Source organism: Mycobacterium sp. ACS4054 (genome assembly GCF_001667275.1).
GTDB lineage: Bacteria > Actinomycetota > Actinomycetes > Mycobacteriales > Mycobacteriaceae > Mycobacterium.
In genome coordinates, this window is the sequence record NZ_LZHV01000058.1 from 25,070 (window position 1) to 51,591 (window position 26,522).

Below are 26,522 nucleotides of genomic sequence, written 5' to 3' on the forward strand. Positions count from 1 at the left end.
CCGCCCGCGGCGTCCTGCTGCGGTCTCTGAAGAGTCGATAGGCTGTTTGGGTGGATCAGTCGACTGGGGATGGCGCCGGAACCGGCGACACCGCGAGCAACACGGTGCATTACCCCAAGGTTGTGCTGGTCACTGGGGCGTGCCGGTTCCTGGGCGGCTACCTGACCGCTCGGCTCGCGCAGAATCCGATGATCAACGCGGTCATCGCGGTTGACGCGATCGCGCCCAGCAAGGACATGCTGCGCCGGATGGGCCGCGCGGAGTTCGTTCGGGCCGACATCCGTAATCCCTTCATAGCCAAGGTGATTCGCAACGGCGATGTCGACACGGTGGTGCACGCGGCGGCCGCCTCGTACGCGCCGCGCTCCGGCGGCACCGCGGCGCTGAAGGAAATCAACGTGATGGGCGCGATGCAGCTGTTCGCGGCCTGTCAGAAGGCGCCTTCCGTGCGCCGCGTCGTGCTCAAGTCGACGTCCGAGGTGTACGGCTCCAGCGCGCACGATCCGGTGATGTTCACCGAGGACAGCACCAGCCGACGGCCCCTGCGCGGCGGCTTCGCCAAGGACAGCCTCGACATCGAGGCCTACGCCCGCGGACTGGGGCGGCGCCGGCCCGACATCGCCGTGACGATCCTTCGCTTGGCTAACATGATCGGCCCCGCGATGGACACCACGCTGTCGCGCTACCTGGCCGGACCGCTGGTGCCCACGATGTTCGGCCGCGACGCGCGGCTGCAGTTGCTGCACGAGCAGGATGCGTTGGGCGCGCTGGAGCGCGCGGCGATGGCAGGCAAGGCCGGCACCTTCAACGTCGGCGCCGAGGGCATCATCATGCTGTCGCAGGCGATCCGCCGGGCCGGCCGTATTCCGTTGCCAGTGCCCGGTTTTGGCGTCTGGGCGCTGGATTCACTGAGACGGGCTAACCGTTACAACGAGATTAGCCGCGATCAATTCGCCTACCTGAGTTACGGCCGGGTCATGGACACCACCCGGATGCGGACGGAACTCGGCTACCAGCCGAAATGGACGACGGCCGAGGCGTTCGACGACTACGTCCGCGGCCGTGGCATGACTCCCATTATCGACCCGCATCGGGTACGCTCCTTGGAAAGTCGCGCCATATCCTTAGCCCAGCGCTGGGGTAGCCGAAATCCAAGTTCGTGGGGTGGGGTCAGGTAGGAATCGTGGCGGGTGAAACCAGAGCGAATGTCATTCCACTGCACACGAATCGGGGTCGGGTAGCGGCGCGTCGGAGATCCGATCAGCGCGCGGAGTCGGCTCGCCAGCATCCTTCCTTGCTTTCGGACCCGCACGGCCGGGCGTCGGCGGAAGAGATTGCCGCCGTCGTCCGCGAGATCGACGAGCACCGCCGCGGCACGGGCGCCGGCTCCGCCGACGTACCCCTCAACGAACTCGCGCAGCGGGTCGCCGCGGTGGCCGGCTTCATGCGGCAGCGGATCACGGGCGACTACAGCGTCGATGAATTCGGCTTCGATCCGCACTTCAACAGTGCGATCGTCCGGCCGTTGCTCCGGTTCTTCTTCCGGTCGTGGTTCCGGGTCGAGGTCAGCGGCGTCGAGAACCTGCCCAGCGAGGGGGCCGCGTTGGTGGTCGCCAACCACGCCGGCGTGCTGCCGTTCGACGGCCTGATGCTGTCGGTGGCCGTCCACGACGAGCATCCCGCGCAGCGGGACCTGCGGCTGCTCGCCGCCGACATGGTGTTCGACCTGCCCGTGGTGGGCGAAGCCGCCCGCAAGGCGGGCCACACCATGGCCTGCACCACCGACGCGCACCGGCTGCTCGCCGCCGGCGAACTCACGGCCGTGTTCCCCGAGGGCTACAAGGGACTGGGCAAGCGCTTCGAGGACCGCTACCGGCTGCAGCGCTTCGGCCGCGGTGGCTTCGTCACGGCGGCGCTGCGCACCAAGGCGCCTATCATCCCGTGCTCCATCATCGGTTCGGAAGAGATCTACCCGATGCTGACCGATGTGAAGCTGCTGGCCAGGCTGTTCGGCCTGCCGTATTTTCCGATCACGCCCCTGTTCCCGCTGGCGGGGCCGGCGGGCCTGGTCCCGCTGCCCTCGAAGTGGCGCATCGCGTTCGGCGAGCCGATCTACACCAGTGACTACGCCGTCTCCGACGCCGACGACCCGATGGTCACCTTCGAGGTGACCGACCAGGTTCGCGAGACCATCCAGCAGACGCTGTACCGGTTGCTCGCCGGCAGGCGCAACATCTTCTTCGGCTGAGCTCTTCGTTTCCAGGCCCGGCCCGTTTCGCTTTCCGGCGCTTCGCCGACGCGAAAACGCCCCGGAGCCAACGGCTTCCGGGGCGTTTGTCGGGTCGAACTACTTGACCATCGTGAACTGGCAGACGTTCGTGTAGCCGTCGCGGAACAGGTCCGAGCAGCCCCGCAGGTACTTCAGGTAGATGTCGTAGGTCTCCTGGCCCTTCAGGGCGATCGCCTCTTCCTTATGCGCCTCGAGGGCATCGCCCCAGGCCGTCAGCGTGGGCACGTAGTTCTTGCCGATGAAGTGGTGTCGCTCGATCTTGAAGCCCGCGTCCGTCGCGTACTTGTCGACCAGGTCGACCTGGGGCAGCTTTCCGCCCGGGTAGATCTCCTTGAGGATGAAGCTGATGAACCGCAGCAGGGTCATGTTCACCTGCAGGCCCATCTTCTTGCCCTCTTCGGCGCTGGGCACCACGATCGAGTGCAGCAGCATGCGGCCGTCGTCCGGCAGCAGGTCGTAGTACTTCTTGAAGAACGTGGCGTAGCGCTCGTATCCGGCGTCACCGGCGCCGTCGGCGAAGTGCTCGAACGCGCCCAGCGACACGATGCGGTCGATCGGTACGTCGCCGGGGAATTCCTCCCAGCCCTGGATCCGCACCTCCTTGCGGCGCGGGCTGTCCATCTTCTCGAACTCGGCCACGCAATGGGCGTACTGGTTTTCGCTGAGCGTCAGACCGATGACGTTGACGTCGTACTCGTCGACGGCGTGCCGCATCGTCGAACCCCACCCGGAGCCGATGTCGAGCAGCGTCATGCCCGGTTCCAGGTTGAGCTTGTCGAGGGCGAGCTTGCGCTTGGCGTACTGCGCCTCTTCCAGCGTCTTGGTCAGGTTCTGCGGGTCCGGATTCTCGTCGAAGTAACCGCAGCTGTACGTCATCGACGGGTCAAGCCAAAGCTTGAAGAACTCGTTCGACTTGTCGTAGTGCGACCGGACCTTCTCGACCGGCGGCTTCAGCTGGGTGCTACCCGTTTCCCCCTGTGACGTCATAGATTTGAACCTACTTTCCCGCTGATATGGACGCGACTGCCGCGACGGTGGCTTCGTGGTCGGCTTCGTGGCTTGCGGCTTCCCCCAGCATCGTGACTGTACTGGTGATCACCGGTTTGCCCTCGGCGTCCGTGACCTCGCTGCGGATCTCGGTGATCACGGCGCCATGGGACTCAATGACCGAGTCTAGATAAGTGTCGAAGTAAAGCCTATCCCCGGCGACGATCGGCCGGTGGAACTTGAATTTCTGGTCGCGGTGCATGACCCGCGCGATGTTGATCGGAATGCTGAACTTGGTGAAGATCTCCAACTGCACGCGCCGACCCGCGATGGCGAGGAAGGTGGGCGGGGCCACCAGCGCGTCATATCCGCCCGCGGCGGCGGCTTCCTCGCTGAAGTGCATCGGGTTGTCGTCCTTGAGCGCGAGCGCGAACTCGCGGATCTTCTCGCGGCCGACCAGGAAGTAATCCGGCGCCCGGTAGTGGCTGCCGATGAGCCCTTCGGCTCCCTTGGGGACTGTCATACCGCTATCGCTCTCCGCTTCGAATAGGTCTCAGCGGCGCAGCCTATCAGCGGGATTGCCGCCGGGATGCGACCGCGGCCAGGGCGCCGCCGGCCGCCCCCAGCGCCAGGGCCGACGGCACGCCGATCCGGGCGGCCTTGCGGGCGGTGCGAAAGTCCCGGATCTCCCAGCCGCGCTCGCGCGCCAGGGTGCGCAGGCGCGCGTCCGGGTTGATGGCGACCGCGGTGCCCACCAGCGACAGCATCGGCACGTCGTTGAAGCTGTCGGAGTACGCCGTGCAGCGTTTGAGGTTCAGTCCCTCCCGGATCGCAAGCGACCGCACGGCGTGCGCCTTGCCCGTGCCGTGCAGGATCTCGCCGACGAGCCGGCCGGTGAACACGCCGTCGACCGACTCCGCGACGGTACCCAGGGCGCCGGTCAGGCCGAGCCGCCGCGCGATGGTCGCCGCGAGTTCGTAAGGGGTGGCGGTGATTAGCCAGACTTGCTGGCCGGCGTCGAGGTGCATCTGTGTGAGCTCGCGGGTGCCGGGCCAGATCTTGTCGGCGATGATCTCGTCGTAGATCTCCTCGCCCAGCGCGACGAGCTGCTCGACGGACCGGCCCTCGATGAAGGCGAGGGCTTTGCGGCGGCCGGCGGCGACGTCGTTGCTGTTCTCCTTGCCGAGGACCTGGAATTTGGCCTGGGCGTAGATGAAGCCGAGCACGTCGCGATAGGTGAAGTAGTGCCGCGCCGCGAGCCCGCGACCGAAGTGCACCGCCGACGAGCCCTGCACCAGCGTGTTGTCGACGTCGAAGAAGGCGGCCGCGGTGAGGTCGATGGGCGGCTGGGGGCGGTCCTCGCCGGCGGTCTCGGCTTGCAGGCCCTCCAGCGCGCGGGCGGCGCTGGCGTCGGCGGGCAGCGATTCCAGGTCGTCGCGACTGACGTCGCCGTTGACCGGGTCAGAGGAAGTCATCGCCAAACCTCCTAGATCGCTGTGTTGCCTGGCGACCCAGTGGGTCCCGGTACTCAACCCTATCCGGCGGGGTGGGGGGAGAGCGGGCGTGCTCGGCAAGCTCACAGTCGGGTGTTGGGCGCGCGAGCGTGACGCTGGCGTCACGCTCGGCGCCGAGTGTGACGGTGGCGTCACACACGGGCTGGGAGGCGTTGTGTGCGTGCTGCTAGGCGCTTCGAATGTTGAGCGTGAACCAATCCGGCGGGACACCTTGGCGCAGCACGCAATCCAGTTCCTCGAAACTTAGAACGATCAGATGTGACGCGGCGATCGCATCATGCTCTGGCATCCATCCCCGATCACTCGGTTCGTGATCGGCCGTCATGCTGACGCGCCCAGGATAATTGGCCGGATCGGGCTTACTGAGCGAGACCATGGGATTAAGACCCTCTTGATACCACCGGAAGCTGGGAGAATCGCTGTACTTCCCGGGACGGGCCATCTGGCTAATCAAGAAAGCGAGATACTTCTCAGCGTCATCGTAGCTTTTAAACATCCAATAGGTGCGTCGCGAGCCTCGTTCTTCGCTATCAATGAAAAATTGTCCGCCCTCCCACGTCAGATAATAGGAAACGTCGCCATCGTCAATGAAGGCTAGCTCGTGGCTCCCCATCATTTCGGGCGGCCGTCGTCCCCAGAAGACTTGCTCTTGAGATTCCCGGCCCCTTGGCTCTCGCCGAGAGTCACCGGGCGAACGCCCTTGCCGTCGCAGATAAATTTCCTGCCACGCATACCAGTACTTTACGAGTCGATGCAGGAATGGTGGGATCGTGGTGAGGTCGAGCTTGCAGTCAACCATAAGTTTGGTATCCGCTCAAGCCCTATTATTCGTGGGATCTAGCGATTGAAGCGATGTCTTCAGGCATACCTTCGAGCAGGGCCGCGGTCAACTCATCGAACGTTAAAAGAAGGATTTGCATCCTTGGCTCGTCTTCGGGAAATGCAAATGCGTAAGAATCTGGCTGCGTTGTGAGCGTGTAGCGTTTCAGATATTGCTCCGAAAACCCGTCTGCAAGGGCGGGGCACCGGCTTTTGAAAAAATCGATGACATTCAGGTCCGCAGCCGCGATTGCTATACCAGAGTCGATGCCGCGGTCGTCCCACTTGACGAATTGCGTTTGCAAGCTGAGGTTCACGCGGGCGCCATCTGCAAGGCGCATGATGATGTATTTTCCTGCGTCTGAGAACTTTGAAAACAAGACTTTGATGTCCTCATCCCGCTGCGCCGCTCGTTCATGCTTCAGCGAACTTAACACGCTGAAGTAGCCGAGTTTTGTGCCCGAAATTATCCAAGCTCCCCAGTCGCCTTGCTCGGCCCATTCGGGCCATTTCTTGACTTTACCGGAGTAGTCAGAGCGGAAATATAGACGGTCTTCGTGTATCTCCACCGCGTCGTAGGGCCCGCTGCCGACGCTGTTCGCAATATTGCGCCAGATGCTGTAATGGTCCATGAACTCACCATATCCGTCTTCTGCGCTAAAGTTTGTTGCCAAACCTGAACACCCCTTCTTGGTTGCCACGCTATCCCTTTGCTAGGTAACCGTTTTCAAGTAACCATTTGATCAGAACAGTCTTGCCGTTCTTGTCAACAACCACCCATTGTGTTCCACCGCCCGGCTGTCCGAATGCGTCACCCACTTTTCCATGTCGGACTTGCCATCCTTCCGGCAATTCCTTACCGGTGCCGTGAAACCTATTGTAGTCACCAGATGAACCGGGGGCCAATCCGCGGTCAGGATAGGGGTCACCCTCCGCGGCCATGTAATCGCCTCGATCGCCGCTAACCTCTCCGATTCTATCTAGCCATGTCTCCTTCGGAATGCTGCGAGCTATTTCATACCTGCGATCCGCGAAACCGTCGACTTTCGGCCAATCCCACGTCCTCCTCGCGGGATCCCAGTACCTTTCGAGTATTTCCTGAGCGGTCATTCCCTCGTAAGGGCTCTGCGCCGCTGATTCGGCGATTTCTGGGGGGCATCCGTGCTCCAACAGATCCTTTACGAGCCGCTCGGGTGATTCGGCGAGCGCCAACTGCGCCTGGTGCCACGGCTTCAAATCCGCGACGGAGGGGACTTCTAGCCGATGCTCGTCGGCGTCGTCATCGGGTGGTGTGCCGTCGTGAGGCAGATGTGACCCGGGCGATTTGTCGCCGGCTGCGGGTTCGGGGGGCCCGTCACTCGGCGGGTGTGGTGCGTCTCCACCGTCCCCGGGCGGCGCACCGTCGTGGGGTAGCTGCGGTTCGGGCGGGCGAGCGCCCGGTTCCCCGGCGTGCGGCGCATCTTCCAAGGGCAGTGATGCTTCGGCGGGGGCGCCGCCCATGGGGGCGGACGGCGGCGTCGGCAGGTGCGGCGCCTCCGGCGGGGATGGAAGGCCCGCACTAGGAACGGGCGCGCCGCCGGGCGACGGTGGCACATGGGCGGGTGCCGGCTCGGCCGGTTTCGGGTGGGGCAGTGGCGCCTGCTCGGCCGGCGCGGATGCACCCGGCTTGCCCGCGGCCTCCGGCGGCGCGGCGATCGGCTTGGGCGCCTCACCCGCGGGGTGCTTCTCGCCCACTGGTGGCTTGGACTCAGTCGGGCTGTGCGGCAGGGGGCCGTCGGCGGGCGCGGGTGCCGGCTTGCCCGATGCTGGTGGCGCGGGTCGGCCCGGCTCCGGCTTGCCTGGAGGCGCCGGTTGACTCCCTTCCGGGGGTTTCGGACCGGCCGGCGGGGGCTCCGTCCGGGGCGGTTCTGAGGGCGGTTTCACCCCTTCCGGCAGTCGCCCCTCCCGCAAGCCCCTCAGCGCGTCGCGCATACCGCGGCCCCACTTGCCGAGCTTGGACAGCGGCCCGCCCGGCACCGCCAAGGTGGCGATGTCGAAAAGGCTCTTTCCGAATGCTTCGTCAGGGTGCGAGGCCCACTCGTCCCAGTGAGTGACCTGCTTGCCCAGCGCTTTCCAGGCCTCGCCGGCCCCGTGTAGACCATCGGGGCCCAAGCCCGCCAGGGTGGCTTCCCCTTCGACCATGCCGACCGTGTCTTTGACGAAGCCCACCGGATCGGTTTGGAGGCGGGTCAGGCTGAATTGGTTGAGGCCCTCGAGATAGTCGTAGCCCTCCACGCCAACACCCTTGAGCGTCTGGCCCACGTGATTGAGGACCCTGCCCACCTGGGTGCCGTGCAAGAAGTGGTCCCACTCGTGACCCGCCCAGCGCGCCATACCCTCTGCCGCGGCGGCCGCCGCGGAGATGGTGGCGTTGATTTGATCGCCCAGTGTCTCGGCTTCGTGGGCAAAGTTGTCGACCACCGTGCGGATGTCGTCGGCGATTCGCTTGATCTCGTCTTCGTCCTCGTCGGTCAGCAGATCCCAGACCTCTTTGATCCCGGTCAACGGGTCGCAGATACGCGACAACAGATCCAGAATCGCGGCGTGCACCTTGTCGACCTTCGCCGCATAGCTGCTGAGCTGCGCGGCGATGGTCTGGCACTGGCGTGCGACGTCGATGGTGGCCTCGGACGCATCGAGCAGCGCCTTATTGATGGCCGTGCCCTCGGGGATCTGCTGGGCGCCGATTGCGGCCATCGTCCCACCGCCCGCCGCGGTCTCGGTGGCCATGAAGTTGGCGCCCGCGGCGGCCCAGGCCGCGGCGGCGGCCCGCAATTTCGCCGAATCGCCACTGGGCCAGATCATTCCGATGTAGGGGGCCACCCAGCCCCACCCGGCCGGCGCGCCGGTACCGGCACCCACCGCCGACGGAGGCTTGGGCCCGACGATCAACGGCGCGGTCACCTGCGGTGTGGGGAGACCCCCGGCCCGGCCCGTGACATCCGACAACGCCTCGGCCAGCGCGTAGTTGTGTGCCGACACCCGCACCCCGTCGCCGATGCTGCACAACCCGTTGCGGATGTTGGTCATCGCGTCGATCAGCTTGGCCGCCGCGCCGTCGTACGACCGGCCCACCGTCGCCCCCACCGGATCGTCACCGGCCATGCCGGCGCTGCCGGCCAGCGCCGCGGTCAACCCAGAGATCACCGATCCCAACGACTCACCGGCGGCCAGCACCGTGGCGCCTGCGCGGTCTAGGGCAGTCGGATCACACGCCAGCGGCGCCATGTGCTCACGACCACATGCCGAGATTCGTCGACATCGCGCCCGTGTAGTTGCCGTGCGCGGTCGTGGCCACCTTCTCGAGTTGCGCCAGCGCCTCGCGCATCATCGCCTCGCCGCGCACCCAGTGCTGGTGCGCCTCGGCGTGGGCCGCCGCGGCCTCGCCCGTCCACGCGGCGTGCAAATGCGTTACCCGCGAATCGATTTCGGCGATCATGTCCTCGGCGTAGCGCTGAAAGCCCGCCATCCGCTGCACCGCATCGGCCAACGCCTGCGGATCCACCCGAAACGCCTCAGCCACCACGCACCGCCCGCTCCGCTTGGGCCGACCGGGCCTCGTTGCCCGCATAGGCACCGCCGGCCTCGCCCACCAGGTGCGCCAGCATCGACAACCCAAGCTCCACCTCGCGGGCGCCCCGATGCCACAGCTCCCACGCCGCCCCGTAGGCGGAGCCCGACGCGCCCCGCCAGCCGCCCAACAACCGTCCCACCTGATCGTCCAGCTGGGCGAGCTGGCTCGAAAGTTGCTCGGCCGCACCGCTGAGCGACGCGGCGGCGCCCCGCATCACTGCGGGATCGACCCGCACTGTCGCCTCGGCCATGACCGGAACATAACGCCTGGTAAATAGGCCCACAAGTCACCGATGCCAGACTGGTGCCCATGACCGAAGCGACCGGCCGCCCGCGGGTGGAACTCCTGACCCGCGACGGCTGCACCATCTGCGAGCGGGTGCATGCCCGGCTGGGCGAACTGGCGGCCGAGCTGGGCTTCGACCTTTCCACCACCGACGTCGACGCCGCCGCGGCGGCCGGCAACCCGGCGCTACGGGCGGAGTTCGGCGACCGGCTGCCCGTGATCCTGCTCGACGGCCGCGAGCACAGCTACTGGGACATCGACGAGGCGCGGCTGCGCGCGGATCTCGGGAGATGAGGACCACCGGGCAATTATTTGGTAGCCCACCTGATAAACGATTACCGTGGAAACCAGTTCAATTACTGGAGAAAGCAAGGGAGCTGGCCAGGTGATGCTGCCGTGAGCGTCTTGCTTTTCGGGGTTTCGCACCGCAGTGCGCCGGTCTCCGTCCTGGAACAGCTCACCATCGACGAATCCGATCAGGGCAAGATCGTCGACCGGGTGCTGCAGTCGCCGCTGGTGACCGAGGCGATGGTGCTCTCGACGTGCAACCGGGTCGAGGTCTACGCCGTGGTGGACGCGTTCCACGGCGGGTTGGCCGCGATCGGGCAGGTGCTGTCGGATCACTCCGGAATGTCGATGGGGGATCTGACCAAATACGCCTACGTCCGCTACAGCGAGGCCGCCGTCGAGCACCTGTTCGCGGTGGCCAGCGGGCTGGACTCCGCCGTGGTGGGTGAGCAGCAGGTGCTCGGCCAGGTGCGCCGCGCCTACGCCACCGCGGAAACCAATCGCACCGTCGGCCGGGTACTGCACGAACTGGCCCAGCGGGCGCTGTCGGTGGGCAAGCGGGTGCACTCCGAGACCGCCATCGACGCCGCAGGCGCCTCGGTGGTGTCGGTCGCCCTCGACATGGCCGAACGCCGGCTGGGCGGCCTGGAGGGCAAGACCGCCGCGCTGGTCGGCGCCGGCGCGATGGGCGCCCTGGCCGCGGCCCACCTGACCCGGGCCGGCGTCCGGCACGTGCACGTGCTGAACCGGTCGTCGTCCCGGGCGCAGCGGCTGGCCCGCAAGATCCGCGAATCGGGTGTGCAGGCCGACGCGATGTCGCTCGACCGCTTGGCCGAGGCGGTGGCGGACGCCGACGTCATGGTCAGCTGCACCGGCGCGGTGAGCCCGGTGGTCACCCTGGCCGACGTTCACCACGCGCTGGCCGCCGCGCGCCGCGACGAGTCGACGCGTCCGCTGGTGATCTGCGACCTGGGCATGCCGCGCGACGTCGACCCGGCGGTCGCCGGCCTGCCGGGGGTGTGGGTGGTCGACGTGGATCGCGTGCAGCACGAGCCGTCAGCGCACGCCGCGGCCTCCGACGTGCACGCCGCGCGCCACATCGTGGCGGCCGAAGTCGCCGCCTACCTGGCGGGGCAGCGGATGGCCGAGGTCACCCCGACCGTGACCGCGCTGCGCCAGCGCGCCGCCGACGTGGTGGAGGCGGAACTGCTGCGGCTGGACAACCGGCTGCCCGGCCTTCAGAGCGCCCAGCGCGAGGAGGTGGCGCGCACCGTGCGGCGGGTCGTGGACAAGCTGCTGCACGCGCCCACCGTGCGGATCAAACAACTCGCCAGCGCGCCGGGTGGTGACAGCTACGCCGAGGCGTTGCGCGAGCTCTTCGAACTCGACCAGACCGCCGTCGACGCCGTAGCCGCGGGCGAATTGCCCGTTGTGTCAACGGGATTCGACGCCGGAACCCAAGAAGTGGCCGAGTAGCCGATTGGCGAACGTGATCCGGATAGGCACCCGGGGCAGCCTCTTGGCCACCACCCAGGCCGGCGTAGTCAGGGACGCCTTGATCGCCAATGGCCACCCCGCGGAGTTGGTGATCATCACCACCGCCGGCGACCGCTCGTCGGCGCCCATCGAGACCCTGGGTGTCGGGGCCTTCACGACCGCGCTGCGCGAGGCCATCGACGACGGCCGGGTGGACGCCGCGGTGCACTCCCACAAGGATTTGCCGACGGCGGACGACCCGCGGTTCACCATCGCGGCGATACCGCCGCGCAACGACCCGCGCGACGTGGTCGTGGCCCGCGACGGGCTGGTGCTCGGGGAGTTGCCGCCGGGTTCGCTGGTGGGCACGTCGTCCCCGCGCAGGGCCGCGCAGCTTAGAGCATTGGGTCTCGGTTTGGAAATCCGCCCCCTACGAGGCAACCTAGATACCAGGTTGAACAGGGTAAGCAGTGGTGATCTTGACGCGATCGTGGTAGCTCGGGCCGGACTGGCCCGGCTCGGTCGCCTCGACGATGTCACCGAGACGCTAGAGCCGGTGCAGATGTTGCCAGCACCGGCTCAGGGCGCGCTCGCCGTCGAATGCCGCGCCGGTGACGATCTGGCGGCGGTGCTGGCGGAGTTGGACGACGCCGACACGCGCGCGTCGGTCACCGCGGAGCGAGCCCTGCTGGCCGAACTGGAGGCCGGTTGTTCCGCACCGGTGGGCGCGATCGCCGAGGTGGTCGAGTCCATCGATGAGGACGGCCGGGTCTTCGACGAGCTGTCGCTGCGCGGTTGCGTGGCGGCGCTGGACGGGTCCGACGTGATCCGCGCATCCGGGATCGGCTCCGCCGACCGGGCGCGAGAGCTGGGGGTCTCGGTCGCCGCAGAGTTGTTCGAACTCGGCGCCCGAGAACTCATGGCCGAGGCGCGGCAGGACCCTGCACGAGGAAATTAATTGCGAGTGACGTGGGAGCGACAATGACGACGCGAGGGCGTAAGCCGAGACCCGGCCGCATCACGTACGTGGGTTCCGGGCCAGGGGACCCGGGACTCTTGACCACCCGGGCCGCCACGGTCTTGGCGAACGCCGCCCTGGTGTTCACCGACCCCGACGTGCCGGAGGCCGTGCTGGCGCTGATCGGCAAGGACCTGCCGCCGGTTTCCGGTCCGGCACCGGCAGATGCCCCGGCCGGCAACAGTGATGCAGCCACCGGCCCGGATCAACCCGCGGTGATAACGGCCGGCCCCGATGTGCGCCCGGCCCTCGGCGAGCCCGCCGAGGTGGCCAAGACGCTGACCGCCGAGGCCCGCGCCGGCGCCGACGTGGTGCGGCTGGTGGCCGGCGACCCGCTGACGGTCGACGCGGTCATCACCGAGGTGAACGCCGTCGCGCGCAGCCACCTACACCTCGAGATCGTGCCCGGCCTGGCCCCCACCGGCGCCGTGCCCACCTACGCGGGGCTCCCGCTGGGCTCGTCGCACACCGTCGCCGACGTGCGCGACCCGCACGTCGATTGGGACGCGTTGGCCGCGGCGCCCGGCCCGCTGATCCTGCAGGCCACCACGTCGCATCTGGCCGACGCCGCGCGCACGCTCATCGAGCACGAGCTGGCCGAGACCACCCCGTGCGTGGTGACCGCGCACGGCACCACCTGCCAGCAGCGGTCGATCGAGACGACGCTGGGCGGTCTGACCGACTCCGCCGTGCTGGGCGGGACGGACCCGGCCGGCCCTCTGACCGGGCCGCTGGTGGTGACCATCGGTAAGACGGTGGCCAGCCGGGCGAAGCTGAACTGGTGGGAGAGCCGCGCGCTGTACGGCTGGACCGTGCTGGTGCCGCGCACCAAGGACCAGGCCGGCGAGATGAGCGAGCGGCTGACGTCCTACGGCGCGCTGCCGATCGAGGTCCCGACCATCGCCGTCGAGCCGCCGCGCAGCCCCGCTCAGATGGAGCGGGCCGTCAAGGGCTTGGTCGACGGCCGGTTCCAGTGGGTGGTCTTCACCTCCACCAACGCGGTGCGCGCGGTGTGGGAGAAGTTCGGCGAGTTCGGTCTGGACGCGCGCGCGTTCTCGGGCGTGAAGATCGCCTGTGTGGGCGAGTCGACGGCCGACCGGGTGCGCGCGTTCGGCATCAGCCCCGAGCTGGTGCCCGCCGGCGAGCAGTCGTCGCTGGGTCTGCTGGACGACTTCCCGCCCTATGACAGCATTTTCGACCCGGTGAACCGGGTCCTGTTGCCGCGGGCCGACATCGCCACCGAGACGCTGGCCGAGGGGCTGCGCGAACGCGGTTGGGAGATCGAGGATGTCACGGCCTACCGGACGGTGCGGGCCGCGCCGCCGCCGGCGGAGACGCGGGAGATGATCAAGACCGGCGGCTTCGACGCCGTGTGCTTCACCTCCAGCTCCACGGTGCGCAACCTGGTCGGCATCGCGGGCAAGCCGCACGCGCGGACGATCATCGCCTGCATCGGTCCCAAGACCGCCGAGACCGCGGCCGAGTTCGGTTTGCGGGTGGACGTCCAGCCGGAGACGGCCGCCGTCGGTCCGCTGGTCGACGCGCTGGCCGAACACGCCGCGCGGTTGCGCGCCGAGGGCGCGCTGCCGCCGCCGCGTAAGAAGAGCCGCAGGCGCTAGTGGGTCGCCGCAAAAGGAGCTAGCCAATGGCTTATCCGCGGCAGCGCCCGCGCCGGCTGCGCTCCACCCCCGCGATGCGTCGCTTGGTGGCGCAGACGTCTTTGGAGCCAAGGCATTTGGTGCTGCCGATGTTCGTCGCCGACGGTATCGACGAGCCACGGCCGATCGCGTCGATGCCCGGCGTCGTGCAGCACACCCGCGATTCGCTGCGCAGCGCCGCCGCCGATGCCGTCACCGCCGGCGTGGGCGGGCTGATGCTGTTCGGTGTGCCCCGCGACGAGGACAAGGACTCGACCGGGTCGGCCGGCACCGACCCCGACGGCATCCTCAACCTCGCCCTGCGGGACTTGGCCAAGGATCTCGGCGACGCGACGGTCCTGATGGCCGACACCTGTCTGGACGAGTTCACCGATCACGGCCACTGCGGCGTGCTGGACGCCAGGGGCCGGGTGGACAACGACGCCACGTTGGCCCGCTACGTGAAACTCGCTGTGGCACAGGCGGAATCGGGCGCACACGTGGTGGGGCCGAGCGGCATGATGGACGGCCAGGTGGCGGCGATACGCGACGGCCTGGACGCCGCGGGTTACACCGACGTCGTGATCCTGGCCTACGCCGCGAAATTCGCGTCGGCGTTCTACGGGCCGTTTCGCGAGGCGGTCAGTTCCAGCCTGTCCGGGGACCGGCGCACCTACCAGCAGGAGCCGGGCAACTTCCGCGAGGCGCTCCGCGAGATCCGGCTGGATCTCGACGAAGGCGCGGACATCCTGATGGTCAAACCCGCCTTGGGTTACCTCGACGTGGTGGCCGCCGCGGCGGACGTCTCGCCCGTGCCGGTGGCCGCCTACCAGGTCTCCGGTGAGTACGCCATGATTTGCGCTGCGGCCGCGAACAATTGGATCGACGAACGCGTCGCGGCGCTCGAGTCGTTGACGAGCATTCGCCGCGCCGGAGCCGATATCGTGCTGACGTACTGGGCCGCGGACGTGGCCGGTTGGCTTTCGTGAGATGGGGCTTGCTGTGAATTCCGAGACTACAGGCAGGGACGCCGAACCGAAGCCGTTGTTCCACGAATCGGGCGCCAGCTGGATATGGGTGCTGTGGGGCCCGGTGGCCGCGAGCGCGATGATCCTGATCGAGGTCTGGAGCGGCGCCCCGGTGTCGTTCCTGATTCCGGTGATCTTCCTGGTGCTGGTGTCGGGTTTCGTCGGGTTGCAGGTGAAGGCGGCGCGGATCCACGTCTCGGTGGAGCTCACCGAGGACGCCCTGCGCCAGGGCACCGAAACCATCCTGGTGCGCGAGATCCTCAAGGTCTATCCCGAACCCGAGAACCACGAGGCCTCCGGCAAGGAGCTGGCGCGGTGGCAGTCGGCGCGCGCCCTCGGCGAATTGGTCGGGGTGCCCCGCGGCCGGGTCGGCATCGGTCTGAAGCTGACCGGGGATCGCTACGCGCAGGCGTGGGCGCGACGGCACCGCGAGCTGCGGGCGGCGCTGACCCCGCTGGTTCAGGAGCGGGTGGAACCGGCCGGATCCGACATCGCCGACGACGACGCCGGCACCGAACAGTGAGCACCCGTTCCTGGAGCACCAGGGCCCTGATCGAACTGGCCGCCGCCTGCGCGGCGCTGGCGGGCGCCGGGGTGAGCTGGTTTCGTTCGCACCACACGGTGGCGGTCGCGCCGATCGCCGACGGGCAGCCGTTCACCACGTCGTTGGTGTACGACCCGCAGTTGCTGTTGCTGACCCTGCTGCTGCTGACCAGCGCGGGGGTGCTGGCGGTGGTCGGAACCGCCAGGCAGCGCCGTGCGCGGCGCGCTAAGACGTCCTGATCAGCGGCAAAGCCAACCGGCGGCGCGTGGCGATGGCATCGGCCACGTCGTGCAGCGCCTCGTGCACCGATAGCGCGTAGGGGAAATCGCCGTCGTCACCCAGGAGTTCGGCGACCGCCGGGCTCGCGACCAGGGTCCACTGCACGCCTTCCGCGCGGCAATCCTCGTCGAAGGTTTGCAAGAGCGAAAGGCCCGCCGGAGCAAATTGGCTCACCTCGCCCATGTCGAGCACCACGTGGTCCTCGCCGAGGATGAAACGCCGAATGTGGTAGCCGACCTGTTCGGCATTGACGGCGTCGATTTCACCCCGAATCGTCACCACGGTCGCCAGCTGGCGGCGGTGGGCCCGGACCCAGGCGCCGCCGCAGCGGAAGATGCCATTTTGCTCGCGCGTCAGGATGTCGGCGATCGTCATGAACACCCCTCGCTCTCCGTGGCGTTCGCTACGCCTCCCGACGCTAATCCGCAAGGTTAAGGAGGGGGAAAGCCGCACCTAACGGTTCGGTAAGAAGCGATTTTCGCCGCCGTTTTCGCGGTCCCCGAGCAAACCTGTGGCGTGGAAAACACTCGCCGAAAGACCGCGTGCCACACCACAACCGTCCGCGCGTCGGGGCTATCGCGCTGCTAGGCTGCCAGGGCTACCGGTTGCGCGGCGGGGGCGGTGAAACCGCGTGGTCGCCCGGTGGGCCGAGTTGGCAGGCGAACAGCAGAGTCCAGGCAGAAAGAGCATTTGTGCGCGGCGCAGAGATCAGGGGAGAGATCAAGGCCCTGACGGGACTGCGCATCATCGCCGCGCTGTGGGTCGTGCTGTTCCATTTCCGGCCGATGCTGGGCGACGTGGGGCCCGATTTCCGTGACGCCCTGGCCCCGGTGCTCAACTGCGGCGCCCAGGGCGTCGACCTGTTCTTCATCCTCAGCGGGTTCGTGCTGACGTGGAACTACCTCGAGAAGATGGGCCGGTCCTGGTCGACGCGTGCGACCCTGCACTTCCTGTGGCTGCGCCTGGCCCGGGTGTGGCCGGTATACCTGGTCACCCTCCACCTCGCCGCGCTGTGGGTGATCCTCACCCTGCACGTCGGCCACGTGCCGTCGCCCGACGCCGCCGGGCTCACCGCCATGAGCTACGTCCGCCAGATCCTGCTGGTGCAGCTGTGGTTCGTGCCGTTCTTCGACGACTCCAGCTGGGACGGGCCGGCCTGGTCGATCAGTGCCGAGTGGCTGGCCTACCTGCTGTTCGGCTTCCTGGTGCTGGTGATCCTGCGGATGAAGCAGGCGACCCGGGCGCGCAGCCTGATGGTGCTGGCCTTCGCGGCGGCGTTGCCGCCGGTGGTCATGCTGCTGGCCAGCGGCCACTTCTACACGCCGTGGAGCTGGTTGCCCCGCATCGTCACGCAATTCACCGCCGGCGCGCTGGCCTGCGCCGCCGTGCGCAGGCTGCGGTTGACCGACCGCGGCCGCCGCGTCGCCGGGTACCTGTCGCTGCTTGTGCTGGCCGCGATGGTGGGCATCCTGTATTGGTTTGACGCGCACCCGATCTCGGGTGTGGTGGAGAACGACAGCGGCGGGGTGGTCGACATTCTGTTCATCCCGCTGGTGATCACGCTGGCGATCGGCGTGGGCAGCCTGCCGCGGGTGCTCTCAACCAGGTTGATGGTCTACGGCGGGCAGATCTCGTTCTGCCTGTACATGGTTCACGAGCTGGTGCACACCGCCTGGGGATGGTCCGTCGAGCAGTTCGAGCTGCGGCCGCAGGACAATCCGTGGAAATGGAATGTCATTGGGCTGCTTGCCATCGCGGTGGTCATCTCGGTGCTGATGTATCACTTCGTCGAAGAGCCCGCCCGCCGGTGGATGCGCAAAATGGTCGACGTGAAAGCCGTCACCGCGAGAAGCGAGCCCGACGAGCCGCCGAGCGGCAAGGTGCATCCGATCGACCGTTCGCGGGAAGCGATTTCGGCCCGCGCGGTGTGACGGACGCCGCGGCGCGGAAGGCGCAAGCCGGATAATCGATGACAATGCAGTGGCACATGACGATGCCGTGGGAGGGGAGGTAGTAGTGAGTCGTCTGGCCACTTTCGTCATCGGCCTGGCGTTTCTGGTGGGCGTCGGCATCGCCTATCCGGCTCAGGTGCGTACGTACGACACCCTGACGCTGGATTTCCGGTTGAACCACCTCGCCGTCATCGGGGACTCCTACACCACCGGCACCGGCGAGGGCGGGATCGGCCCGAGGTCATGGCCCGCCCGGGCCTGGGACGGGCTCGCCGCGCGGGGCGAACGGATTTCGGCCGACGTCGCGGCCGAGGGCAGGGCCGGCTACGGCATGCCGGGCGACCACGGCAGCGTCTTCGAGGACCTGACCGGCAGGGCCGTGCAGGGCGACGACGTGCTGGTGGTGTTCTTCGGCTCCCGCAACGACGAGACCGTCGATCCGTTCGTGGTCGGCCAAAGGGCCCGCAGCACATTCGATTTGGCCCGGCGGCTGGCGCCGTCCGCACGGTTCCTGGTGATCGGGCCGCCGTGGCCGACCGCCGATGTGCCCCTGCCCATGCTGCAGGTGCGCGACGCGCTCTTCGGCGCGGCCGCGTCTGTGGGGGCGACGTGGGTGGACCCGATCGCCGAGCATTGGTTCGTCGGCAGGCCCGATCTGATCGGCGCGGACGGCGTGCACCCGAACGACGCGGGGCATCAGTACATGGCGGACAAGATCGCGCCGCTGATCCGTACGCAGCTGTCGATCTGACCCTGGGGCGGTTCAGTCCTCGGCGTGGCGCTCGTAGTCCCATCGCTCGAGGCGGGCTTGCAAGTTCAGCAAGCCGAAACCGGCGACGGGAGTGGCGGCTGCAATGCAGACCAGCAGCAGCTGAGTCATCCCCGAAACCTCCCAAAACCCTTCCCTAGTATGACGTTCCTCGGTGACAAGAAGTTCATTTCCGCTCGCGCACACGCCGACGAGTTCGGGCGAATTTTCGTCATCGCTTCTCCCTAGGTCGCCATCCAGGCGAGTTCGCCGGGCAACATGAGACGCCACCAGGTCATGTCGTGTCCGCCGACCGTGAAGCTGACCGTCGGTGGCGTTTTGAGTTGGTTCACGAATTGCCGCGTGGCGGGATAGAACCGGTCGAAGGTGCCGCAATCCACCCGCAGCGGGATCTGTGACAACGCCGGCAAGCCCAGCACGCTGTTCTTCGTCCAGTCGTCTTCGCTGTCGAAGGCCTTCGGCGCGGTTTCGGCGAACGAGGTGTACAACGCCGGGCTGATGGCGCAGATCCCCGCGGTCCGCGCCGGGCCCAGCTTGGCGCCCAGGTGCAACGCCCCGTATCCGCCCATCGACCAACCCATCAAGCCCACCCTCGACGTGTCGAAACCCATCGACGAGAGCATCGGCAACAGCTCGTCGAGCACCATCGCACCGGAGTCGGTGCCGTCGGCCCGTTTGTGCCAGTAGGAGTCGCTGCCACCGTCGACGCCCACCACCGCGAACGGCGGCTTGCCCTCCTTGACCAGCTGGGCCAGGCCCTGCTCGACACCGCAGTCGAGCATCATGTTCGCGTCGCCGTCCTTGCCGTGCAGGGCGATCACGGGGCGCAGCATTCCGGTGTGACCGGGCGGCAAGGCGATCACGTAGTTCGTTTTCACGCCCCCACGGGCGGCGGAGACGAACGAACCGGTGATCCTGGTCGGCAGGTTGCTGCTCGCCGCAGATGGCTCGAACGGCGCGGGAGCCTGCGGCAACGTCGCGGCCAGCGGTCTGACCGGATCGAGCAGGGCACTCAAGGCGAACACGCCAGCGGCGCCCAGGCCGGTGCCGGCTCCCCGCAGCACCGCCCGGCGTGTCAGCTCAGGCATGATCGCAATGATGCCGCGCTGAGTGCGCATTGCCGCCCGAGCCAGGCTGAAATGGAAGCATTGTGTGACCTGGCGTGACCGATCGGTCTCCAACCGGTTACCTGCGCGACCATGCTAGGGGCCGTTCCGTCGGCCCGGCTGCCCCGACGGCACCGTGATGTCCGGCCGTATTCCTCTCTGCCACAACGAAAGACCAGCCGAGCGCGGCCGGGGGCGCGCGCCCGACCCGCCCGCCGGACCGGGTTCCCGCCACCCCGCCGCACGGCCCGGGTGGGATGCAATCTCGACGGTTTCAACCCTCCCGCGCCGGGCGCGATTTGCGCAGGATGGAACCTCGTGTCGCGCGTCGTGGATTCGAAAGAGGATTGAGGATGAGTCTGGCGTTCCATTGGTTTCTGCCGACCTACGGGGATTCCCGCAACCTGGTGGCGGGCGGGCACGGCACGCCGATGTCCGGCGACCGGCCCGCGACGCTGAAGTACCTGCACCAGATCTGTGCGGCCGCCGAGGACAACGGTTTCGAGGCGGTGCTCACGCCGACCGGATTGTGGTGTGAGGACGCGTGGTTGACGACGGCGATGCTGGTCGAGGCGACCGAGACACTGAAGTTTCTGGTGGCGTTCCGGCCCGGGCTGCTGAGCCCCACCCTGGCCGCCCAGATGGCCGGAACGTTCCAGCGGCACTCGGGCGGGCGGCTGTTGCTCAACGTCGTCACCGGCGGCGAACCGCACGAGCAGCGGGCCTACGGGGATTCCCTGGACAAGGAGGCGCGCTACGCGCGCACCGCCGAGTTCTTGCACGTGGTGCGCCAGCTGTGGACCTCACCGGAGCCGGTCACCTTCGCCGGTGAACACATTCGCGTCGAGGGCGCGCAGCTGAACAACCCGCCCGACCCCATACCCGCGGTGTTCTTCGGCGGATCCTCGGCGTCGGCCGGCCCCGTCGCCGCGAAGCACTCCGACGTGTACCTCACCTGGGGCGAGCCGCTCGCGGCGGTCGCCCAGAAGCTCGACTGGATCCGTGGACTGGCCGTCGACGCCGGCCGAATCCTGCAGTACGGCTTGCGAATTCACGTGATCAGCCGCGACACCGCCGAGCAGGCCTGGGCCGAGGCCGACCGGTTGCTGGCCGCCGTCGACCCGGCCGACGTCGAGCGGGTGCAGGCCAGCCTGGCCCGCAGCGAGTCGGAGGGGCAGCGCCGCATGCTGGACTTGCACGGCGGCGGCAGCGGCCGGCTGCTGGTCGGGCCCAACCTGTGGGCCGGTGTGGGCCTCGTGCGCGGGGGAGCGGGCACCGCGCTGGTCGGGTCGCACGCCGAGGTCGCCGAGCGGCTGGCCGAATACGCCAAACTCGGCATCAACCACTTCATCCTGTCGGGCTATCCGCACCTGGAGGAGGCCTACTGGTTCGGCGAGGGCGTGCTGCCGCTGCTGGAGCGGATGGGCCTGTGGCGTCATCCCAACCGGCGTCAGTCACATCCGGTATCGGCGACGCCGTTCGCGGTCGCCTCGGCCCACTAACGCCATGGCGGCCACCTTGCCGGCGCCCGCCACCGGCGCGGGTCTGGACGCGATCGCCGGCCCGGTCGACGAATCCGCCGCGCAGCGACGCCATCGCCTGCGGGTCGTCGTCGCGGCCAGCCTGGTGGGCACCACCGTCGAGTGGTACGACTTCTTCCTCTACGCGACCGCTGCGGGCCTGGTGTTCAACAAGGTCTTCTTTCCCAGCGAGAGCTCGCTGGTCGGCACGCTGCTGGCGTTCGCGACGTTCGCCGTCGGGTTCGTCATGCGGCCGATCGGCGGGCTGGTGTTCGGCCACATCGGGGACCGGATCGGCCGCAAGCGCAGCCTGGCGCTGACCATGCTCATCATGGGTATCGCCACGGCGCTGATCGGGGTGTTGCCGACCGCCGCCCAGATCGGGGTGTGGGCGCCGCTGCTGCTGCTGGCGTTGCGGATCCTGCAGGGTTTCGCCCTCGGCGGCGAGTGGGCGGGCGCCGTGTTGCTCGCCGTGGAGCACAGCCCCGCGGGCCGGCGCGGACGCTTCGGGGCGATTCCCCAGATCGGCCTGGCGCTCGGGTTGGCTTTGGGCACAGGCATATTCGCCTTCCTGCAGATCGCCCTGGGCCCGGCACGCTTCCTCGCCTACGGCTGGCGCATCGGTTTTCTGCTGAGCCTGGTGCTGGTGGTGATCGGCGTCGTGGTGCGGTTGCGGGTCGAGGAGACCCCGGCCTTCCGCGAGCTGCGCGAGGCGGAGGCCACCGCCACCGTGCCCGTGCGCGAGATCGTCCGCGAGCCCCGGTCGCGGCGAAACACCGTGCTGGGCTTGCTGTCTCGCTGGGCCGAAGGCTCGGCGTTCAACACCTGGGGCGTGTTCGCCATCAGCTACGCCACCGGGGCGCTGGGCTTCAATCGGGTGTCGGTCCTGGTGGTGGTGACCGCCGCGGCCCTGCTGATGGCGGTCCTGCTGCCGGTGTCCGGCGCGCTGACCGACCGGTTCGGCGCGCGCCGGGTGTATCTGACCGGCGTCGCCTGCTACGGCCTCGCGGCGTTTCCCGCCTTCGCGCTGTTCGGCACGCGGAATTTGGTCTGGTTCGGGGTGGCCCTGATCATCGTGTTCGGCGTGGTGCACGCGCTGTTCTACGGGGCGCAGGGCACGTTGTACTCGTCGCTGTATCCCACCAGTACCCGCTACACCGGGCTGTCGTTCGTCTACCAGTTCTCCGGCATCTACGCCTCCGGCGTCACCCCGATGATCATGACCGCGCTCATCGCCGCCCTCGGCGGCGCCCCGTGGCTGGCGTGCGGCTACCTGGTGGCGACGGCCGCCATCAGCGTGCTCGCCACGGCGCTGATCCGCGACCAAGACCTGCACCTCTGAGCCGTCCGCGCAGTAGTCTCGTTCGCAGTCGTCAGGCGCGAGGAAGCGAGAAGACATGACGGACGCGAACGTCGCCGGTTTCGAACCGCTGTACGACGAGGCGGAACACACCGACCGGCGGATCCCCTGGGACATCGGCGGCCCGCAGCCCGCCGTGCAGCAGTTGGTGGCCTACGGCGGGATCCGCGGCGAGGTGCTCGACCCGGGCACCGGCCCGGGCTATCACGCCATTCACTTTGCGGCGCATGGGTATTCGGCAACAGGGATCGACGATTCGCCGTCGGCCATCGAGCGCGCCAAGCGCAACGCCGAGCGCGCCGGGGTGCAGGTCGATTTCCAGGTGGCCGACGCCACCAAGCTCGACGGCTTCGAGGGCCGATTCGACACGGTGGTGGACAGCGCGTTCTATCACGTCTTCCTCAACGACGGAGTCGTCCAGACGCGGTACGCCCAGGCGTTGCACCGGGCCACCAAACCCGGGGCGCGGCTGTACATGTTCGAGTTCAGCCCCCACAACGTCAACGGCCTGCAGTGGACGGCCATCCCCGCCGACAACTTCGAGCGGGTGTTCGGCGCCAACGGGTGGCGCATCGACTACCTGGGCAGCACGACCTACCAAGCCCGCTTTCTCAAGGAGACGTTCGACGCCATGAAGACGTTCGCGTCCGAGCAGCAGGGCGAAATTCTGGAGCGGATGCGGCCGCTGGTGCACCGGCTGGGCGTCATCGACCCGCTGCTGGAAGACCACCGGGTGCACCTGCCGGTGTGGTCCGTGGTGGCCACCCGCCTGGACTGACCGCGGCCCACACCGCCATCGATGGCCGGCACTGGACAACTGCGCCAAGGACTGTCGCAGCGTCAGCTCAGCATGATCGCGCTCGGCGGTGTCATCGGTGCCGGGTTGTTCGTCGGCTCCGGTGTGGTGATCAAAGACACCGGCCCCGCGGCGTTTCTGACGTACGCGCTGTGCGGTCTGCTGATCGTTTTGGTGATGCGCATGCTGGGCGAGATGGCGGCCGCGAACCCGTCGACCGGATCCTTCGCGGACTACGCGGGCAAGGCCCTGGGCGGCTGGGCGGGGTTCTCGGTGGCCTGGCTGTACTGGTACTTCTGGGTGATCGTGGTCGGCTTCGAGGCGGTCGCCGGCGGCAAGGTGCTCAACTACTGGTTTCACGCCCCGCTGTGGTTGCTGTCGCTGGGCCTGATGGTCTTGATGACCGCCACCAACCTGTTCTCGGTGTCCTCCTTCGGCGAATTCGAATTCTGGTTCGCCGGAATCAAAGTCGCGACCATCGTGATCTTTCTCGGGGTGGGCACGGTGTTCGTCCTGGGACTGGTGCCGGGCCACCCCGGCGGACTGGGCAACCTCACCGCTCACGGCGGGTTCTTCCCCAAGGGCGTCGGGGCGGTCTTCGCCGCCATCGTGGTGGTGATCTTCTCCATGGTCGGCGCCGAGATCGTCACGGTGGCCGCCGCCGAAAGCCGGGATCCCGAACTCGCGGTTCAGAAGGCGACCCGATCGGTGGTGGCGCGCATCGGTGTCTTTTTCGTCGGTTCGGTGTTCCTGTTGGTGGTGATATTGCCTTGGGACTCCGTGGAACTCGGTTCCTCACCGTACGTGGCCGCCCTCAACCACCTGGGGCTGCGCGGCGCCGATCAGGTGATGAACGCGGTGGTGCTCACCGCGGTGCTGTCCTGCCTGAACTCGGGCCTCTATACCGCATCGCGGATGCTGTTCGTGCTCGCCGACCGGGGCGAGGCGCCGACGCGGTTGGTGCAGTTGAGCGGGCGAGGCGTTCCACACATCGCCATCCTGTGCTCGTCGGCGGTCGGGTTCGGCTGCGTCGTCATGGCGCGGGTCGCGCCCAACACCGTGTTCCTCTTCCTGCTCAACTCGTCGGGCGCGGTGATCCTGTTCGTCTACTGGCTGATTGCGTTGTCGCAGATCGTCCTGCGCCGCCGCACCCCAACCGAAAAGTTACGGGTGAAGATGTGGTTCTTCCCGGTGTTGTCGATCCTCACCCTGGCCGGAATCACCGCGGTGCTGGTGCAGATGGCGTTCGACCGCTCGGCCCGCAGCCAACTCTGGCTGAGCCTGCTGTCGTGGGGCGTGGTGATCGGGATGTACTTCGTGGCCCGCAGGCGAATCGGTAATCGCCGCGCGATCGCCGCGGAAGAGTGATTTTGCCATGACAACCGACGAGCGCCGCGCCGGTGTCGATTTGACCAACCTGGACCAGCCGCTGAGCCCGGACGCCGGAGCCACCAAGCGCGACCTGATCGATTACCTGGACGCGGTGGCCGACCGATTGTTGCCGGTCCTGGCCGGTCGCGCGCTCACTGTGCTGCGTGTGCTGCGGGGGCAGGCCCCGTTCATGCAGAAGAACGCGCCGAAATACGCACCGGCCTGGGTGCGGACCGTCCCGGTATGGGCGGAGGCATCGAAACGTCAGGTGCACTATGTCGTCTGCGACGACCTGCGGACGCTGTTGTGGCTGGGCAATCAGCGCGCCGTCGAATACCATCCATCCCTCGGTCTGGTCGCCGATCCTCGTCGGCCGACGCATCTGGTGCTCGACCTCGACCCGCCGGGCGACGACGACTTCACCGCGGTGGTCCCCATCGCCCACGCGGTCCGGCAGGCATTGGCCGACAGCGGCTTGGCGGGCGCGGTTAAGACGAGCGGCGCCAAGGGGGTCCACGTGTTCGTGCCGGTCGACGGCGCCGCCGCGGTGGACGACGTCGCGGCCGCGACCAGGGCGCTCGCGGCTCGCACCGAGGCGCTCGATCCGCAAAGGGCGACAACGGCTTTCATCGTCGCCGACCGCGCCGGCAAGGTGTTCGTGGACTCGACCCGCGCCGGCGGGGCGACGGTCGTCGCCGCCTACAGCCCGCGCCTGCGCCAGGGCATGCCGGTGTCGTTTCCGCTCGCCTGGTCGGATCTCGATTCCGTGCGCCCGGGCGACTTCACCATTCACACGGCCATCGATGCCCTTGCCGGGAGCGACCCGTGGGCCGAGCACATGCCCCCTCCGCAGCGGCTGCCGGACGACCTCATTGAGCAGGGCCGCGCGATTCCGATCGCCCGGGTGGCGGCGATGCACGAGGGCAAACGGCGCGCCCGGGCCCGCCGGGACGACCCCGAGGCCTGACGTCGGCGCGCCCCGACCGGCTCAGCCGGTTTTCGTCAGCAACACCGCGTCCTCGAACGGCAGTCTCGCGAAAACCGTTCGCGTTCGGGGCTTTACGTGCGCGGCCGCCTCGGCCTTGGTGACCACCTGGGGATCGGCGATGCCGAAGCTCTTGCCGTTGCGGCGCATCCGGCCGCCGCCCGCGGCCTTCAGGTTCTTCAGCCAGTCCCGGTCCGGGCCGTAGGTCAACAAGATCGCCACCCCGGGCTTGCCGTCGACGTCGGCGCTGAACACGTTCACCGGTGTGCGGTAGGGCTTGCCCGAGCGGCGGCCGACGTGTTCGACGATCCCGAACGGTGGCAGCCAGCCGGCCCACAGCCGCTGGATCGGATTGGTGACGTGACGGTTGAACCGGGCGAGCCCCTGCGGCATCTGCATACCCTCATCCAACTCGCCCGCGCCGCCCGGCAGCAACCAAACATTTCTCGGGCGAGCGGGTCTACTGTTTGAACATGGCGGACTCGGCGGGTAACCAAGCGGCGCGGCGGGCCGACGAGCTGCTGCGCCGGGGGCGCGAGCTCGCCGCCGGCAAGGCGATCACCTCCGAAGACCTGCGGCGTGCCGCCGAGCGGGCCGAGGTCGCCCACGAGCGCGACGAGGAGGCGCACCGCCGGGAGGTGCACCGCCACTACGAGGCGGGCGCCGCGCACGAGCGCGCCGCCGAAGTGCACGAACGCGCGGTGGCGGAGGGCTTCGGGGACGTCGACGCGCATCAACGCGCGGCGGACAGGGAACGCGAGGCCGCCCGCCGCGACTACCAAGCGGCGCAGTCGGCCGACCGGCAAGACCCTTAGCAAGCTGCGTCCGGGCCGGCTGCTACACCCTGTAGTTGAGCGGGCCGCGAAGGCTGGGACACTGGTCTCC

The 26,522-nt window shown here is 68.0% G+C and carries 28 protein-coding genes; 17 read left to right on the plus strand and 11 right to left on the minus strand.

The features are described 5' to 3' along the window. Nucleotides 1–50 precede the first annotated feature (50 nt). Together A5730_RS16565 and A5730_RS16570 are read left to right on the plus strand one after the other, a co-directional pair. Entirely contained in the window at nucleotides 51–1,178 is a 1,128-nt protein-coding gene (locus A5730_RS16565) for an SDR family oxidoreductase (protein ID WP_067902534.1), read from the plus strand. Continuing rightward, entirely contained in the window at nucleotides 1,160–2,248 is a 1,089-nt protein-coding gene (locus tag A5730_RS16570; protein ID WP_156745839.1) for a lysophospholipid acyltransferase family protein, read from the plus strand. Before A5730_RS16565 ends, A5730_RS16570 begins: the two co-directional genes overlap by 19 nt. 99 nt (nucleotides 2,249–2,347) lie before the next feature. Here the strand turns inward: A5730_RS16570 and A5730_RS16575 are convergent, their stop codons facing one another. The 8 genes from A5730_RS16575 to A5730_RS16610 all read right to left on the minus strand — a co-directional run bounded on the left by A5730_RS16575 (nucleotide 2,348) and on the right by A5730_RS16610 (nucleotide 9,473). Beyond that, entirely contained in the window at nucleotides 2,348–3,277 is a 930-nt protein-coding gene (locus A5730_RS16575; RefSeq protein WP_067821623.1) for a cyclopropane mycolic acid synthase family methyltransferase, read from the minus strand. 10 nt (nucleotides 3,278–3,287) lie between these two features. Beyond that, nucleotides 3,288–3,800: a MaoC family dehydratase N-terminal domain-containing protein gene (locus tag A5730_RS16580; RefSeq protein WP_067902540.1), complete on the minus strand. Its 513-nt coding sequence runs from the start codon at nucleotides 3,798–3,800 to the stop codon at nucleotides 3,288–3,290. Nucleotides 3,801–3,846: 46 nt separating this feature from the next. After that, nucleotides 3,847–4,752, minus strand: coding sequence for an HAD family phosphatase (locus tag A5730_RS16585; protein ID WP_067902542.1), 906 nt, complete (start codon nucleotides 4,750–4,752; stop codon nucleotides 3,847–3,849). 205 nt (nucleotides 4,753–4,957) lie between these two features. Further along, on the minus strand, nucleotides 4,958–5,590 hold the full coding sequence (locus A5730_RS16590) for a hypothetical protein (RefSeq protein WP_156745840.1): 633 nt from the start codon (nucleotides 5,588–5,590) through the stop codon (nucleotides 4,958–4,960). Between the two features lie 25 nt (nucleotides 5,591–5,615). Beyond that, the gene (locus tag A5730_RS25205) at nucleotides 5,616–6,311 is read right to left on the minus strand and encodes a hypothetical protein (protein ID WP_231994699.1); all 696 of its coding nucleotides are present in this window, start codon (nucleotides 6,309–6,311) and stop codon (nucleotides 5,616–5,618) included. A gap of 1 nt (nucleotide 6,312) precedes the next feature. Continuing rightward, nucleotides 6,313–8,877: a glycohydrolase toxin TNT-related protein gene (locus tag A5730_RS16600; protein ID WP_067902546.1), complete on the minus strand. Its 2,565-nt coding sequence runs from the start codon at nucleotides 8,875–8,877 to the stop codon at nucleotides 6,313–6,315. A gap of 4 nt (nucleotides 8,878–8,881) precedes the next feature. Continuing rightward, nucleotides 8,882–9,172 carry a WXG100 family type VII secretion target gene (locus tag A5730_RS16605; protein WP_067903111.1) on the minus strand — a complete coding sequence of 97 codons (291 nt, stop codon included), beginning with the start codon at nucleotides 9,170–9,172 and terminating at the stop codon, nucleotides 8,882–8,884. Continuing rightward, complete coding sequence (locus tag A5730_RS16610) at nucleotides 9,165–9,473, minus strand: WXG100 family type VII secretion target (protein ID WP_067902549.1); 309 nt, start codon at nucleotides 9,471–9,473, stop codon at nucleotides 9,165–9,167. The genes A5730_RS16605 and A5730_RS16610 overlap by 8 nt, the downstream gene beginning before the upstream one ends. A 59-nt stretch (nucleotides 9,474–9,532) precedes the next feature. Here A5730_RS16610 and A5730_RS16615 point away from each other — a divergent pair, with 59 nt between their 5' ends. From A5730_RS16615 to A5730_RS16645, 7 genes are all read left to right on the plus strand, one after another. Next, nucleotides 9,533–9,802, plus strand: a complete 270-nt coding sequence (locus A5730_RS16615) for a glutaredoxin family protein (RefSeq protein WP_067902552.1) — start codon at nucleotides 9,533–9,535, stop codon at nucleotides 9,800–9,802. Between the two features lie 102 nt (nucleotides 9,803–9,904). Next, the gene (locus A5730_RS16620; protein WP_067902554.1) at nucleotides 9,905–11,272 is read left to right on the plus strand and encodes a glutamyl-tRNA reductase; all 1,368 of its coding nucleotides are present in this window, start codon (nucleotides 9,905–9,907) and stop codon (nucleotides 11,270–11,272) included. Between the two features lie 13 nt (nucleotides 11,273–11,285). Then, complete coding sequence (hemC, locus tag A5730_RS16625) at nucleotides 11,286–12,230, plus strand: hydroxymethylbilane synthase (RefSeq protein ID WP_055404582.1); 945 nt, start codon at nucleotides 11,286–11,288, stop codon at nucleotides 12,228–12,230. A gap of 23 nt (nucleotides 12,231–12,253) precedes the next feature. Next, entirely contained in the window at nucleotides 12,254–13,909 is a 1,656-nt protein-coding gene (locus A5730_RS16630; RefSeq protein ID WP_067902558.1) for a uroporphyrinogen-III synthase, read from the plus strand. 26 nt (nucleotides 13,910–13,935) lie between these two features. After that, nucleotides 13,936–14,916: a porphobilinogen synthase gene (hemB, locus tag A5730_RS16635; protein ID WP_082459931.1), complete on the plus strand. Its 981-nt coding sequence runs from the start codon at nucleotides 13,936–13,938 to the stop codon at nucleotides 14,914–14,916. A gap of 1 nt (nucleotide 14,917) precedes the next feature. Next, nucleotides 14,918–15,478, plus strand: a complete 561-nt coding sequence (locus tag A5730_RS16640) for a DUF3093 domain-containing protein (protein ID WP_067902561.1) — start codon at nucleotides 14,918–14,920, stop codon at nucleotides 15,476–15,478. Beyond that, on the plus strand, nucleotides 15,475–15,738 hold the full coding sequence (locus A5730_RS16645) for a hypothetical protein (protein WP_067902564.1): 264 nt from the start codon (nucleotides 15,475–15,477) through the stop codon (nucleotides 15,736–15,738). The genes A5730_RS16640 and A5730_RS16645 overlap by 4 nt, the downstream gene beginning before the upstream one ends. Here A5730_RS16645 and A5730_RS16650 read toward each other — a convergent pair. Then, complete coding sequence (locus A5730_RS16650; protein WP_067903114.1) at nucleotides 15,725–16,153, minus strand: STAS domain-containing protein; 429 nt, start codon at nucleotides 16,151–16,153, stop codon at nucleotides 15,725–15,727. The genes A5730_RS16645 and A5730_RS16650 overlap by 14 nt on opposite strands. 317 nt (nucleotides 16,154–16,470) lie before the next feature. Here A5730_RS16650 and A5730_RS16655 point away from each other — a divergent pair, with 317 nt between their 5' ends. Together A5730_RS16655 and A5730_RS16660 are read left to right on the plus strand one after the other, a co-directional pair. Next, nucleotides 16,471–17,709 carry an acyltransferase gene (locus A5730_RS16655; RefSeq protein ID WP_067902567.1) on the plus strand — a complete coding sequence of 413 codons (1,239 nt, stop codon included), beginning with the start codon at nucleotides 16,471–16,473 and terminating at the stop codon, nucleotides 17,707–17,709. 85 nt (nucleotides 17,710–17,794) lie between these two features. Further along, entirely contained in the window at nucleotides 17,795–18,481 is a 687-nt protein-coding gene (locus tag A5730_RS16660) for a GDSL lipase (protein ID WP_055404577.1), read from the plus strand. 242 nt (nucleotides 18,482–18,723) lie between these two features. On the opposite strand, the gene A5730_RS16665 is transcribed toward A5730_RS16660, so the two are convergent. Next, entirely contained in the window at nucleotides 18,724–19,587 is an 864-nt protein-coding gene (locus A5730_RS16665) for an alpha/beta hydrolase (protein WP_369829890.1), read from the minus strand. A 371-nt stretch (nucleotides 19,588–19,958) separates the two neighbouring features. Between A5730_RS16665 and A5730_RS16670 the strand changes: the two genes are divergently transcribed. Genes A5730_RS16670 through ligD form a run of 5 tightly spaced genes read left to right on the plus strand, consistent with a single transcriptional unit; the run spans nucleotide 19,959 to nucleotide 25,619 of the window. Then, complete coding sequence (locus A5730_RS16670; RefSeq protein ID WP_067902571.1) at nucleotides 19,959–21,107, plus strand: LLM class flavin-dependent oxidoreductase; 1,149 nt, start codon at nucleotides 19,959–19,961, stop codon at nucleotides 21,105–21,107. Nucleotides 21,108–21,111: 4 nt separating this feature from the next. Beyond that, nucleotides 21,112–22,467, plus strand: a complete 1,356-nt coding sequence (locus A5730_RS16675) for an MFS transporter (RefSeq protein WP_067902575.1) — start codon at nucleotides 21,112–21,114, stop codon at nucleotides 22,465–22,467. 55 nt (nucleotides 22,468–22,522) lie between these two features. Continuing rightward, complete coding sequence (locus tag A5730_RS16680) at nucleotides 22,523–23,263, plus strand: class I SAM-dependent methyltransferase (protein WP_156745841.1); 741 nt, start codon at nucleotides 22,523–22,525, stop codon at nucleotides 23,261–23,263. Between the two features lie 21 nt (nucleotides 23,264–23,284). After that, the gene (locus tag A5730_RS16685) at nucleotides 23,285–24,649 is read left to right on the plus strand and encodes an amino acid permease (RefSeq protein WP_067902578.1); all 1,365 of its coding nucleotides are present in this window, start codon (nucleotides 23,285–23,287) and stop codon (nucleotides 24,647–24,649) included. A gap of 7 nt (nucleotides 24,650–24,656) precedes the next feature. After that, nucleotides 24,657–25,619: a non-homologous end-joining DNA ligase gene (gene ligD / locus A5730_RS16690; protein WP_067902582.1), complete on the plus strand. Its 963-nt coding sequence runs from the start codon at nucleotides 24,657–24,659 to the stop codon at nucleotides 25,617–25,619. Between the two features lie 21 nt (nucleotides 25,620–25,640). On the opposite strand, the gene A5730_RS16695 is transcribed toward ligD, so the two are convergent. After that, nucleotides 25,641–26,036, minus strand: a complete 396-nt coding sequence (locus A5730_RS16695) for a nitroreductase family deazaflavin-dependent oxidoreductase (RefSeq protein ID WP_067903119.1) — start codon at nucleotides 26,034–26,036, stop codon at nucleotides 25,641–25,643. Between the two features lie 74 nt (nucleotides 26,037–26,110). Here A5730_RS16695 and A5730_RS16700 point away from each other — a divergent pair, with 74 nt between their 5' ends. After that, entirely contained in the window at nucleotides 26,111–26,452 is a 342-nt protein-coding gene (locus A5730_RS16700; RefSeq protein ID WP_067902585.1) for a hypothetical protein, read from the plus strand. Nucleotides 26,453–26,522: the final 70 nt, after the last annotated feature.